This is a genomic window from Pseudomonas sp. P1_C12, from assembly GCF_056406435.1.
This window is the reverse complement of the sequence record NZ_JBFUAE010000001.1, coordinates 199,848-213,324: the sequence shown is the minus strand read 5'-3', so window position 1 is coordinate 213,324 and position 13,477 is coordinate 199,848. Positions and strand designations below refer to the sequence as shown.

Below are 13,477 nucleotides of genomic sequence, written 5' to 3'. Positions count from 1 at the left end.
GAGACAGACATGCGCTATTCAGCCTTGACCCAACGAATCGCCGGTGACGGAGCGGCGGCCTGGCAGATTCACGATCGAGCGCTGCAATTGCGCGAACAGGGCGTCGATGTCCTGCTGCTGTCAATTGGCGACCCGGACTTCGATACGCCACAACCCATCGTCCAGGCGGCCATCGCCAGCCTGTTGGCCGGTGATACGCACTATCCTGAAGTGCGCGGCAGTCGGGGGCTGCGCGACAGCATTGCCCGCCGACATCGGCAACGCAGCGGTCAGCCGGTGGATAGCGAGCATGTGATCGTCTTTCCGGGCGCGCAGTGCGCGGTGTATTCGGTGGCGCAATGCCTGCTCGATCCGGGCGATGAAGTGATTGTCGCCGAACCGATGTACGTCACCTATGAAGGCGTGATCGGCGCTTGTGCGGCAACGGTGGTCCCGGTGCCAGTGCGTCCGCAGAACGGGTTTCGCGTCGACCCGGCGGATGTCGCGGCACGGATCACGCCAAAAACACGCGCCATCCTGCTCAACAGTCCGAACAATCCATCCGGCGCCAGTCTGTCGTTGCCGATCTGGCAGGAGCTGGCAGCGTTGTGCATTCGTCATGATTTGTGGCTGATCAGCGATGAGGTCTACAGCGATCTGCTGTACGAGGGCGAGCACATCAGCCCCGCGAGCCTGCCGGGCATGGCCGAACGGACGGCGACGATCAACAGCCTGTCCAAGTCCCACGCCATGAGCGGCTGGCGGGTGGGCTGGGTGATCGGGCCGAAACCCATGGCCGGGCACCTGGTCAATTTGTCGCTGAGCATGTTGTTCGGCATTCCGGATTTCGTGCAGAACGCTGCGCAATTGGCGCTGGATGAAGACTTGCCGGAAGTGGCGATGATGCGCGAAGAGTATCGCCAGCGCCGTGACCTGGTGTGCGCAAGTCTGGGCCAATGTCCGGGCCTCAGGCCGATTCGCCCGGATGGCGGGATGTTCGTGATGGTCGATGTACGCCAGACCGGGTTGTCGGCCCAGCGCTTCGCCGAGCGATTGCTGGAGGGCTATGGCGTCTCGGTGCTGGCCGGAGAAGCGTTCGGGCCGAGTGCGGCGGGGCATATCCGGATCGGGTTGGTAGTGGATCAGATGAAGCTGGCTGATGCATGCCGGCGGATTGCTTTGTGTGCGACGAATTTGCTGGAGGCGCGGCGGGCCTGATCGCCACAGCAAAAGATCGCAGCCTGCGGCAGCTCCTACAGGATTGATGTCCATCCACAAAACTGCAGTGAACCCGGTCCATGTAGGAACTGCCGCAGGCTGCGATCTTTTGATCTTCAGCTTTTCCAAACCCCAGGATTCACCAAGTTCACAGGCCGTTCACCCGCCAGCGCCGCCAACAGGTTGTCCACCGCGCATCTGGCCATGGCCTCCCGTGTTTCATGGGTGGCCGAGCCGATGTGCGGTGTCGCCACCACGTTGTTCAACTGCAACAACGGCGAGTCCTGATTCAATGGTTCGCGTTCGAATACGTCCAGCCCCGCCGCGCGAATCCGGCCCGCACGCAAGGCTTCAATCAGTGCTGCTTCGTCCACCACTTTACCCCGTGAAATATTGATGAAGATGGTCTCGGGACGCATCAGGGCGAACTGTTCTGCGCCAATCAGCCCTTCGGTTTGCGCGGTCAGCGGCAACGTCAGGCAAACGAAATCGGCCTGTTGCAATAGCTCCGGCAGGCTTCGATAGTGCGCATTGAACCGCTGTTCCACCGCTGGTTTCGGTGACTGGCTGTGATAAATCACCGGCATGCCAAACCCGAAATGCCCGCGCTGGGCCAGCGCCTCGCCAATGCGCCCCATGCCAATGATGCCCAGGGTTTTACCGTGCACGTCGCTGCCGAAATGCGTGGGGCCGATGTTGCGGGTCCAATTGCCTTCGCGAATCATGTTTGCCAATTCCACTACGCGCCGGGCCGTTGCCAGGATCAGCGCGAAACCAGTGTCGGCGGTGGTTTCTGTCAATACATCCGGCGTGTTGCTGAGCAGGATGCGCCGCTCGCTCAGGTAGTCGATGTCGTAGTTATCGACACCCACCGAGACGCTGGCAATGGCTTGAAGGTTGGGTGCCAGATCGAGCAGTTCGGCATCCAGTTTCAGGCTGGCACCCAGCAAACCGTGGGCGCGGGGCAGGGCATCGCGCAGCTTGGCCAGGCCTGCGCTGTCGAGGTTGTCGATCAGCGTCACTTCGGTCTGCTCGTGCAGGCGAGCCATCAGCAGCGGCGAGAGTTTCTTGTACAGGACGACCTGCTTTTTCATGGTGTTCATCTCGACATCAATTCAGGAATGGGCTGTGGCGGTGCGGGCTACGGTAGCCGTGGGCCGCTCCCGATCGCTGGCGCCGGGCTTGAGGAAAATGGTCAGCACCACCGAGAGCATCAAGGCGCCGCTCATCAGCAGGTACGACGCGCCGGGCGAGCCGGTGGAGCTGTTCAGGTAACCGACCAGATAGGAACCGCCAAAGGAACCGAGGGCGCCCATGCTGTTGATCAGCGCCATGGCGCCGCCCGCGACGTTGGCCGGGAGGATCTCCGGAATGATTGCGAAGAACGGTCCGTAAGGCGCGTACATGCAGGCGCCGGCAATCACCAGCAGGGTGTAGGACCACCAGAAGTGTTCGGCACCCAAGGCGTAGGAACCATAGAAGGCAATCGAGGCAATCAGCAGTGGCGGCCAGACGAAACGTTTACGTTTTTGCAGCTTGTCCGAACCCCAGGACACCAGCAGCATGCCGATCACCGCCGCCAGGTACGGCAGCGCCGACAGCCAGCCGGCCTGAATCATGTCCATTTGCGCGCCGGCCTTGAGGATCGATGGCAGCCACAACACGAAACCGTACACGCCAATGCTCCAGCAGAAAAACTGCAGGGCCAGGATGATCACTTTGGGTGAGCGGAACGCTTCGGCGTAGTTCTTCACGGCCTTGATGCCGACCTGTTCGGCGGCCAGTGCGCTTTCCAGATCCTGCTTTTCCTGGTCGTTGAGCCACTTGGCTTGTGACGGACGATCATCGGCCAGACGCCACCAGATGAATGCCCACAATACCGCTGGCAAACCTTCGACGATGAACATCCAGCGCCAGCTGTAGTGCTGCACCAGATAGCCCGAGACCACCGACATCCAGAGCATGGTCACCGGGTTGCCGAGGATCAGGAAGGTGTTGGCCCGCGAGCGTTCGGCGCGGGTGAACCAGTGGCACAGATAGATCAGCATCGCCGGCATCACTGCGGCTTCGACCACGCCGAGCATGAAGCGGATGACGATCAGCCAGTAGGCGTTGGAGACGATCCCGGTCAACGTCGCCAGGCCGCCCCAGAGGATCAGACTGACGAAAATCAGCTTCTTCACGCTGTGTTTCTGCGCATAGATCGCGCCGGGTACCTGGAAGAAAAAGTAGCCGAGGAAGAACAGCGCGCCGAGCATCGACGACAGGCCTGGTGTGATCATCAGGTCCGACGCCATGCCGGACGCGGCGGCGAACCCATAGTTGGCGCGATCCAGATACGCCAGGCTATAGGTGATGAACACGATGGGCATGATGTACCACCAGCGGCGGGTGGCGAGCGTTGCGGTTTTCATGGTGGTGCTCCTGAGCTTGTTGTTTTTGTCGCAGCAGGTAACGGTTTGAATCTTCAGTGACTGTGCTGGCCTCATCGCGAGCAGGCTCGCTCCTACGTTGGATCTACGTTCGACACAAATCCTCTGTAGGAGCGAGCTTGCTCGCGATGGCGGCCTCAAATTCGCTGACCATTTCGGATCGGATCGGCAACCCCTCCATATCCCCCCGGCTCTGCACCGCACGGCTGCCAATCCAGTTGGCGCGTTGCACGGCCTCGACAACGCTTTGGTTTTCCAACAGCGCGCTGATCATGCCGACGGCAAACCCATCGCCGGCACCCACCGTATCGACCACAGTTTCCACCGGCACCCCAGCCACGAAACCTTGATCAAATTGTGTGCGGTAGTAAGCACCGTGCGGGCCAAGTTTGATCGCCACGGCTTCGGCGCCTTGGTCAAGGTAGAAGGCGGCGATGTCGGCCGGATCTTCGAAACCGGTCAGCAAGCGACCTTCGCTCAACCCCGGCAGCACCCAATGGGCGAGGGCAGCGAGGCGGTTGATCTCGGTGATCATTTGTTGCTCGCTGGCCCACAGGCTCGGGCGCAGGTTCGGGTCGAAGGACACACTGCACCCGGCCTCGCGCATGCGGGTCATCAATTCGAACGACATCTGCCGCGCCGACTCCGACAGCGCCGGGGGAATGCCGGTGGCGTGCAGGTGTCGGGCCTTGAGCAATTGGGGCACGATCGAGTGCGGCGACAGGTGACTGGCCGCCGAACCACGGCGGAAGTACTCGACCACCGGATCGCTGCCATCGTCGGTGCGGGACTTGAGTTGAAAACCGGTCGGGTGGGCGGTGTCGATATCGACGTGGCGGCAATCCAGGCCTTCTTTTTCCAGGGTGTCGACCACGAACCGGCCCAGCGAGTCGGCACCGACACGGCTCAGCCATGCCACGTTGAAGCCCAGTCGGGAAAGGCCAATGGCGACATTGCTGTCAGCCCCGGCAATGCGTTTGTGAAAAGCGCCGACGCTGGCCAGATCACCCGCCTGCTCGGCGACGAACATCGCCATTGTCTCGCCGAAGGACAGAATATCGATCTCAGACATGAGCACTCTCCAGCTGCGATTGGCCGAGGTGGGCGAGGGCAGCGACGTGCTCGGTGGTCAGTTGCACCAGGTCATCGCCTTGCAGCGGATATTCCGCGGCCCGCATAACGCCCTGGGCCATGTGCTGCAGCAGGTGTTCCCACTGTTGCAAGTCACTGACGGCGGGCGCGATGGCCACCAGTTTGCCGTCGGCACGACGCGTGACCGCTTTGCAGTGCACATAACCGACGTGACGACCGAGCAACCGCGCGGCGCTGGCGGCGGACTGGTCCTGCCAGTGCCAATTGCCGATATCGAAGGTCATTTTGATCGGCAGCTCGTGCTGCTCGACGTCCGCGAAAAAACGCTGGAAGGGTTCAATGCGGCCGCCGTGCAGGGTCTGGTCGTTTTCCACCAGCAACTGCACGGCGCTCTCGCCCAGCACCCGGGCGAGGGTTTGCAGATCGCTGTTGTCGGTGAAATAACCCAACGACACTTTCAGCCATTTGGCGCCGAACGCCTGGGCGCGTTGCAGGGCCGTGATCAGTTCGGGGTTGGGCCTGGATTGTCCGGCCAGCCATAGCTCCATTGGTGATGAATACACGCTCTGCAGGCCTTCTGCTTGAGTGGCATCGGCCAGTTGAGCGGGGTCCTCGATGGTCAGTAATTCTTCACGCCACTCAATGCGCGTGGCGCCGGCGGCGGCGAGAATCTCGATGAAGCTGCCCTGGCCGCGTTGACGCACAAGGTCGGCACCGTAGCTGGAAAGGCTGATGGAAACGGCTGGTCTGTTCATTGTTTTTATACCTCTGAAACCGGTTTCATTTTTGTTCAAAAAAAATGGCTGTGAATTTGTGCTGTTCTTCGGGGCCCCTTCGCGGGCAAGCCCGCTCCTACAGTAGATTTGTGAATACTGGCCCATTGTAGGAGCGAGCCTGCTCGCGATGGCGCCGGAACATTCAACGAAAATTTCCAAGGGTCGACCCTCTAACAACCAGCCGCGCCGAAAAATCCAGCGTCCGCACCGCCCCGTCATCCCCGCGCAGCCGCTTGAGCAGACACTCAAACGCGCTGGCGCCCATCTCGGTGGTCGGCTGAGCGAGGGCGGTAATGCCGCTGCCCACCAACGGGTACCAATCCAGGTCATCGAGGGCGATCAACCCCACATCATCGAACAGGTTGCACTGGAGTTCACGCAACGCATGGGTGCTGGCCAGCGCCGCGATCCCGTTGGCGCAGAACAGCGCTTTCGGGCCGGGGCCAGGCGTGTCGAGGAAGGTTTTCAGTTGGGCGGTCAGTTCGCTGCCGGTTTCGATGTGCGTGCCGCGAAGCGCCGGGCGTTGCTCTATTTGCGCCTTGAAGCTGGTGACCCGCTCGATTCGCGAACTGGTGCCGTCGAACGGCTCGGTGACCAGCAACACATCGCGATAACCGCGCTCTTGAAGATGGGCGAGGGCCATCTCGACCGCCGCAGGGTTGTTCAGCCCGACCATATCGCTTTCGAGGTGCTCGACCTTGCGATCCACCAGTACCAGGGGCATTTCCCGGTGCAGTTCGTGCAATTGATCACGGTGATGACCGAGGGTGTTCACGATCAGGCCTTCGATGTTGTACGAGCGCAGCAGGGCCAGGTGCTGGCGCTCCTGCTCGTCGTCGCGGTCGGTGTTGCACACCACCAGGCTATAGCCGTGCTGACGGCAGGCGGTTTCCACCCCGTGCATCACGGCAATTGAATAAGGGTTGCGGATGTCGGCCACCAGCATGCCAATCAGGCGGGTGCGCCCGCGTTTCAGGCCGCGGGCCATCTGGTTCGGGCGATAGCCGAGTTCGGCAATTGCCTGTTCGATGCGCTGGGCAATGGCATCGGAGAGCAGAGCGCGATCATCGCCAATGAACCGCGAAACGCTGGCCTTGGAGACCTTGGCGTGTTCGGCCACGTCGAGCATGGTCACGCGGCTGCGCTGGGCGGCGGAGAAATCATTCACGGTCTGAAACCTTCTTATTGGATTTATAAGGTCGAGTGCTTCGTGAGATCGCACTGAAACCGGTTTCAGAAGACACCAAAAGTCAATTCGCCGTCAAGCCCCGGATGGTTTTTTGTCGAACAATCACCGACAAGTGGCGCTCAGGCCAACACGCTCAACCACGCAGAACCCAGCAATAACAGGCCCATGCAGCGATTGAAGCGTTGCATGGCACGGGGTGAGCGCAACCAGCGGCTTGAACCGGCACCGAGCAGCGCCCAGACCGCGAGGCATGGCAGGGAAACCAGAAAAAACACCAGCGACAAATACATCACTTGCACGGCGTGATGATCGCCAGCCCCGGCAAATACACTGACCACCGCCAGCGCCATCATCCAGGTTTTCGGGTTGATCAGTTGCAGGCTGGCGGCCCCCCTCCATCCGAGGCGCGCCTGGCTATGGCTGGCGGCAATGGCCGTTGTCGGGGCGCTGTAAATCTGCCAGGCCAGATAGCTCAGCCACGCCACACCGGCCCATTGCATGACGTTTTGCACCACGGGCCACGCAGTCAATGATGACCCGACCCCCGTACCCACCAGCCACACAAGGGTCGCCGCGCTGGCACAGGCGCCGACGATGATCGGCACAGCCGCGACCCACCCGTATCGAGCGCTGTTGCTCAGCACCAGAATATTGGTCGGGCCGGGGGTGATCGAGGCTACGAAGGCAAACAGCAGGAAAGGCAACAAAGTCGGGAACGAGGGCAGCATCGCGGGCTAACTCCGGTGAAGATCAGTGAAGTCGATCTTCACAATCCCGGGCTTATCTGTCTGGAAGATTTGAGCAGCGCTTGCGGTACAGCGCCGGCGTCAGGCCGTAGGCGCGCATGAACCAGCGCCCCAGATGGCTCTGATCGGCAAAGCCCAGCGCCATTGCCACCGCCGCCGGTTGTTCGCCACGGGCCAGCAGGCGGCGGGCGGTGGCCAGGCGGAGTTGCACCAGATACGCGTGGGGCGCCATGCCATAGGCAGCCTTGAACGCGCGGGTCAGGCGAAAGCGATCGACGCCTGTGACGGCGGCCAGTTGATCGAGGCCGATGTCGTATTGCGCGTTGGCATGCAGGTATTCCCGGGCTTTCTGTGCCACTCGCGGCAGACGCGGGTCCTGGCCATCGCGGGCGCGCCAGTGCAAATGGCTGGTCAGGCGTTCGAGCAAACCGTCGAGGGCGGACTGGCGGACGATCTTCAGTTCACCGCGATGCAGGGTTTCAAACGCCAGGCTGGTGGCCTGGGCCAGGCGCGCATCGCTGGCCAGGGTGGCGGCGAAGCTCAGCTGGCTGTTGTCGGGGGCATGGTCGAACACGGCGCTGAGTTCGCGCTGCAACCACTGCGGGTCGAGGTACAGCATGCGGTAGGTGAAACCGTCGGCGGTCGGCGCTTCACCGTCATGGATGTCACCGGGCTCGAGCAGAAACACCTTGCCCGGCGTGCTCTGGTGCCTGGCCCGTCGGCAATTGAATTGCTGGACCCCTTGTTCGGTGACGCCCACCAGATAACTGTCGTGCCAGTGCGGGTCGTAGGCGTGGCCTTCGAAATGCGCGCGCAGGGTCTCGATGCCGGTGTCGGCATCCTGGGCCAGGTCGATCCAGTTGTGAGCGCTCATGGGGTACCTGCGAAACGGTTTTCCGGGCTATTTAACGCCTCGGCCGAGGGTCATGCCTAGAACGTTTGTGCAGTCATCAGCCGAACAGGCCGGCGGCGATGTTGATCGTGAACCCGAGAATGGCGGTATTGAACAGAAAACCGATCAACGACTGCGCCAGCACGATCTTGCGCATGCCCCGGGTGGCGACGCCGACATCCGAGGTTTGCACCGCCACGCCGATGGTGAACGAGAAGTACAGGAAGTCCCAGTAGTTGGGGGTCGTCAGCCCTTCGGCAAAACGCAGCGCCGGTTCCTTGCCGTCCCAGATGTAATACAGCCTGGCGTAATGCAGGCTGAAGATGACCCCGATCAGCAGCCATGAACCGATGACGGTCAGGGCGGTGAAACCGTAATGCATCAGCTTGCGCGTGGTTTCCAGGTCTTTGCTGCCGGCCAGTTCGAAGGTGATGGTCGCCAGGCTGGCCAGTGCCGCAATGCATACCAGCGCGAGCACCATCCCGGCGTTTTCGTCTTCGATTTCGGCGATGCGTTTCACATCAGGCGCTTTCGAACGCACGGTGAGCCAGAACATCAGCAGCAGGTAGATCCAGACGCCGGCATTCCAGCCGATGAGGATCTTGCTGATTGGCGAATCGGCCGGAGCCAGAAAGCCCACCGCGATGCCCAGCAGGATGGCGGCGGACAGGCGAGGGTGGGTGCGCGCGAGGAAGATCATGGAGGCTCGACGGGTTGGGGCTTTGCCAACACCTTAGCCCAGGTGACCACATTCTTGAAATCAATGAAGCCCCTTGTAGGAGCTGGCTTGCCAGCGAAGAGGCCATCTCATTCAACATCCCTGTTGACTGACACACCGTCTTCGCTGGCAAGCCAGCTCCTACAATGCGGGTGTGTGGGTTAGCGCTTGCGCACCAACTTCATCACCACCACAAAAAACACCGGCACGAACACCACGGCCAGGGTCGCCGTGATCATCCCGCCGATCACCCCGGTGCCGATGGCTTGCTGGCTCGCCGAACTGGCGCCGGTGGCCAACGCCAGCGGCACCACGCCAAGAATGAACGCCAGTGAGGTCATGACAATCGGCCGCAACCGCAGGCGTGCCGCTTGCAGGGTTGCATCGATCAGGTCGTGGCCTTCGTCGTACAGGCTCTTGGCGAACTCGATGATCAGGATCGCGTTCTTTGCCGACAGGCCGATGATGGTGATCAGCCCGACCTTGAAGAACACATCGTTGGGCATCCCGCGCAAGGTTACCGCGAGCACCGCGCCGAGCACACCCAGCGGCACCACCAGCAGCACCGAGGTCGGGATCGACCAGCTCTCGTACAACGCCGCCAGGCACAGGAACACGATCAACAGCGACAGCCCAAGCAGGATCGGTGCCTGGCTGCCGGACAACCGTTCCTGCAACGACAACCCGGTCCATTCCTGGCCCAGGCCCGCCGGACCTTGCGCCACCAGCCGCTCGATCTCGGCCATGGCCTCACCGGTGCTGTGGCCCGGGGTCGGTTCACCGGAAATGCTGATCGCCGGGTAGCCGTTGTAGCGGGTCAACTGCGCCGGGCCCTGAGTCCACTTGGCCTGCACGAAGGCCGACAACGGCACCATTTTTTCGTGGGTGTTACGCACGTGAATCTTCAGCAGGTCAGCCACCTGACTGCGCTGGTCGCCCTCGGCCTGCACCACGACGCGCTGCATCCGCCCCTGATTGGGAAAGTCGTTGATGTAGGCCGAGCCCACGGCCGTGGACAGCACGTTGCCGACGTCGGCAAAGGACACACCCAGCGCGTTGGCCTGCTTGCGGTCGACGATCAGTTGCACCTGCGGTGCCTCGGCCAGGGCGCTTTCGCGCACGTTCATCAGAATCGGGCTTTTTTCGGCCGCCGCGAGTAGGTCGGTGCGAGCCTTCATCAACTTCTCATGACCGAGGCCGCCGCGATCCTGCAGGCGAAATTCGAATCCGCTGGATGTACCCAGGCCATCCACGGGCGGTGGCAGTACGGCAAATGTCACCGCGTCCTTGATCTGGCTGAGGGCAACGTTGGCCCGGTCGGCAATCGAGCTGGCCGAATCGTCGCTGCCACGCTCGGACCAGTCTTTGAGCGTGCTGAACGCCAGCGCCGCATTTTGCCCGCTGCCGGAGAAGCTGAATCCGAGAATCACCACGCTGTCACGAATGCCCTGTTCCCCGGCGTTGTGCGCTTCAACCTGTTCGGCCACCTGTACCGTGCGGTTCTTGCTCGCGCCCGGTGGCAACTGGATGTCGGTGATGGTGTAACCCTGGTCTTCCACCGGCAGGAACGAGGAGGGCAAGCGACTGAAGGCCAGGCCCAGACCGATCAGCAGCACGCCGTAGATCAGCAGGTAGCGCCCGGTGCGTTTCAACGCGTAGGCCACCCAGCCCTGATAGCGTTCGGTCAGTTGCTCGAAGCGGCGGTTGAACCAGCCAAAGAAGCCGGTCTTTTCGTGGTGTTCGCCTTTGGCAATCGGCTTGAGCAACGTCGCGCACAGGGCCGGGGTCAAGGTCAGGGCGAGGAACGCCGAGAACAGGATGGACGTGGCCATCGACAGCGAGAACTGCTGGTAGATCACTCCGACCGAGCCCTGCATGAACGCCATCGGAATGAACACCGCGACCAGCACCAGGGTGATGCCGATGATGGCCCCGGTGATCTGCCGCATGGCCTTGCGCGTGGCTTCCTTGGGTGACAAGCCCTCGGTGGTCATGATCCGCTCGACGTTCTCCACCACCACGATGGCATCGTCCACCAGAATGCCGATGGCCAGCACCATGCCGAACATGGTCAGCACGTTGATCGAAAATCCAAGCGCCAGCATCGTTGCAAAGGTGCCCATCAGCGCCACCGGCACTACCAACGTCGGAATCAGTGTGTAGCGGATGTTTTGCAGGAACAGGAACATCACCGCGAACACCAGCAACATCGCCTCGCCGAGGGTGTAGACGACCTTGGTGATCGAGACTTTGACGAAGGGCGAGGTGTCGTACGGGATCTTGTATTCGACGTTCGCCGGGAAGTAGCGCGACAGCTCATCCATCTTCGCCCGCACCAGGGTCGCGGTGTTCAGGGCGTTGGCACCGGGCGACAACTGCACGGCGACGGCGGTGGACGGCTTGCCGTTCAGGCGCGTGGAAAACTGATATTCCTGGCTACCGATCTCGACCCGCGCCACATCGCTGATGCGCACGGTCGAGCCGTCCGCATTGGCCTTGAGGACGATGTCGGCAAACTCTTCGGGGGTCGACAACTGACCCTTGACCAGAATGGTTGCGGTGATTTCCTGGGTGGTGCGGGTCGGCAGATCGCCGATGCTGCCCGCCGACACCTGGGCGTTTTGCGCGACGATGGCGGTGTTGACGTCCGCCGGTGTCAGGTTGAAGGCGAGCAGTTTCTGCGGGTCGATCCAGATCCGCATCGCCCGTTCGGCGCCGTACAGCTGCGCCTTGCCGACGCCGTCCAGACGCTTGACCTCGTTCATCACGTTGCGCGCCAGGTAATCGCTGAGCGCCACGTCGTCGAGTTTGCCGTCGCTGGAGGTGAGGGTGATCAACAGCAGGAAACCGGAGGAGACTTTCTCCACCTGCAAACCTTGCTGGATCACCGCTTGCGGCAGGCGTGACTCCACGGCTTTCAGGCGGTTCTGCACATCGACCTGAGCCAATTCCGGGTTGGTGCCCGGCTGGAAGGTGGCCTTGATGGTCGCGCTGCCGAGGCTGCTCTGGGATTCGAAATACAACAGGTGATCGGCGCCGTTGAGCTCTTCCTCGATCAGGCTGACCACGCTCTCGTCCACGGTTTGCGCCGAAGCGCCCGGGTACACGGCGTAGATTTCGATTTGTGGCGGTGCGACATCGGGGTATTGCGCCACCGGCAGTTGTGGAATGGCCAGCGCACCGGCCAGCAGGATGAACAGGGCAACCACCCAGGCGAACACCGGGCGGTCGATAAAGAACTGCGGCATAAAAAAGCGTCCTGCTTACTGACCAGTCACCTGGGCAAGTGGAAGAGGGGTGTCGTCGATCTGCACTTTCTCGCCGACGCGGGCGTGCTGCAGGCCCTCGATGACGATGCGGTCGCCTGCTTTCAGGCCGCCGGTGACGATCCAGCGATCGTTCTGCACGGCGCCCAGTTCGACCGGTTGCTGGCCGACCCGCTGTTCGCCGTCGAGCAGCAGCACCTGAGCGATGCCGGCGCTGTCGCGCTGGATGGCCCGTTGCGGCACGCTGATGCCCTGCCGGTTGACCGCTTGTTCCAGGCGTACGCGCACGAAACTGCCGGGCAACAAGTCAAGGTCGGGGTTGGGGAACTCACTGCGCAGAATGATCTGGCCGGTGCCCGGGTCGACGCTGATGTCGCTGAACAGCATTTTGCCCGGCAGCGGGTAGAGGCTGCCGTCATCCTGAATCAGCGTGGCCTTGGCCTGGTCCTGGCCGACCTGCTGCAACTGGCCGGAACGGAAGGCGCGGCGCAGCTCGTTGAGTTCACGGGTGGACTGGGTCAGGTCGGCGTGAATCGGGTTCAGTTGCTGAATCAGCGCCAGCGGCGTGGTTTCGTTCTGCCCGACCAGCGCGCCTTCGGTGACCAGCGCGCGACCGATACGCCCGGAAATCGGCGCCGTGACTGTGGCATAACCGAGGTTCAACCGGGCGCGCTCCACCGCCGCCTTGTTGGCGGCGACGTCGGCGGCGGTCTGCCGTGCGTTGGCCCGGGCGTTGTCGTAGTCCTGACCGCTGATGGCCTTGTCGTCGATCAACTGGGCGTAGCGCTGTTCCTGCAATCTGGCCTGGAACGCGTTGGCCTCGGCCTTGCGCAACGCCGCTTCGGCGCTGTCCAGGTCAGCCTTGAATGGCGCCGGGTCGATGCGGAACAACACATCGCCCTGTTTCACGTCACTGCCTTCACGGAAGGTCCGCTGCAGGACCACGCCCGCCACGCGGGCACGCACTTCGGCCATGCGCGGTGCGGCAATCCGTCCGCTCAGTTCGCTGCTGATGGTCAGTGGTTGCGCTTCGATGGTCTCGATGCGAACCGTGGCCAGCGGCGCCTGTTCCTCGGCGTTCGAGGCCTTGTCGCACGCACCCAGTGTCAACGCCAGAGCAATCAGACTGAGCCTGGCAAGCAGATTCTTTGACATGTAATACCCCAATA

The 13,477-nt window shown here is 62.0% G+C and carries 11 protein-coding genes; 1 reads left to right on the top strand and 10 read right to left on the bottom strand.

The window, feature by feature from the left end; translation table 11 throughout:
- The first annotated feature begins 9 nt into the window (after positions 1 to 9).
- On the top strand, positions 10 to 1,197 hold the full coding sequence (locus AC1D19_RS00965; RefSeq protein ID WP_477762025.1) for a pyridoxal phosphate-dependent aminotransferase: 1,188 nt from the start codon (positions 10 to 12) through the stop codon (positions 1,195 to 1,197).
- A gap of 116 nt (positions 1,198 to 1,313) precedes the next feature.
- On the opposite strand, the gene AC1D19_RS00960 is transcribed toward AC1D19_RS00965, so the two are convergent.
- The 10 genes from AC1D19_RS00960 to AC1D19_RS00915 all read right to left on the bottom strand — a co-directional run bounded on the left by AC1D19_RS00960 (position 1,314) and on the right by AC1D19_RS00915 (position 13,463).
- Positions 1,314 to 2,291 carry a 2-hydroxyacid dehydrogenase gene (locus AC1D19_RS00960; protein WP_477762337.1) on the bottom strand — a complete coding sequence of 326 codons (978 nt, stop codon included), beginning with the start codon at positions 2,289 to 2,291 and terminating at the stop codon, positions 1,314 to 1,316.
- A 21-nt stretch (positions 2,292 to 2,312) separates the two neighbouring features.
- Positions 2,313 to 3,611: an MFS transporter gene (locus AC1D19_RS00955; protein ID WP_477762024.1), complete on the bottom strand. Its 1,299-nt coding sequence runs from the start codon at positions 3,609 to 3,611 to the stop codon at positions 2,313 to 2,315.
- Between the two features lie 103 nt (positions 3,612 to 3,714).
- The gene (locus AC1D19_RS00950) at positions 3,715 to 4,701 is read right to left on the bottom strand and encodes a sugar kinase (protein ID WP_477762023.1); all 987 of its coding nucleotides are present in this window, start codon (positions 4,699 to 4,701) and stop codon (positions 3,715 to 3,717) included.
- Positions 4,694 to 5,476 carry a sugar phosphate isomerase/epimerase family protein gene (locus tag AC1D19_RS00945; RefSeq protein ID WP_477754676.1) on the bottom strand — a complete coding sequence of 261 codons (783 nt, stop codon included), beginning with the start codon at positions 5,474 to 5,476 and terminating at the stop codon, positions 4,694 to 4,696. The genes AC1D19_RS00950 and AC1D19_RS00945 overlap by 8 nt, the downstream gene beginning before the upstream one ends.
- Positions 5,477 to 5,639: 163 nt before the next feature.
- On the bottom strand, positions 5,640 to 6,665 hold the full coding sequence (locus AC1D19_RS00940) for a LacI family DNA-binding transcriptional regulator (protein WP_477754677.1): 1,026 nt from the start codon (positions 6,663 to 6,665) through the stop codon (positions 5,640 to 5,642).
- A gap of 140 nt (positions 6,666 to 6,805) precedes the next feature.
- Positions 6,806 to 7,414, bottom strand: coding sequence for a LysE family translocator (locus AC1D19_RS00935; protein ID WP_477754678.1), 609 nt, complete (start codon positions 7,412 to 7,414; stop codon positions 6,806 to 6,808).
- A gap of 52 nt (positions 7,415 to 7,466) precedes the next feature.
- On the bottom strand, positions 7,467 to 8,306 hold the full coding sequence (locus AC1D19_RS00930; protein ID WP_477762022.1) for an AraC family transcriptional regulator: 840 nt from the start codon (positions 8,304 to 8,306) through the stop codon (positions 7,467 to 7,469).
- A gap of 76 nt (positions 8,307 to 8,382) precedes the next feature.
- The gene (locus AC1D19_RS00925; RefSeq protein ID WP_477762021.1) at positions 8,383 to 9,024 is read right to left on the bottom strand and encodes a DUF1345 domain-containing protein; all 642 of its coding nucleotides are present in this window, start codon (positions 9,022 to 9,024) and stop codon (positions 8,383 to 8,385) included.
- A gap of 179 nt (positions 9,025 to 9,203) precedes the next feature.
- Entirely contained in the window at positions 9,204 to 12,290 is a 3,087-nt protein-coding gene (locus AC1D19_RS00920; RefSeq protein WP_477762020.1) for a multidrug efflux RND transporter permease subunit, read from the bottom strand.
- 15 nt (positions 12,291 to 12,305) lie between these two features.
- Positions 12,306 to 13,463 (bottom strand): efflux RND transporter periplasmic adaptor subunit, encoded by a 1,158-nt coding sequence (locus tag AC1D19_RS00915; protein WP_477762019.1) that lies wholly within the window; start codon positions 13,461 to 13,463, stop codon positions 12,306 to 12,308.
- Positions 13,464 to 13,477 lie beyond the last annotated feature (14 nt).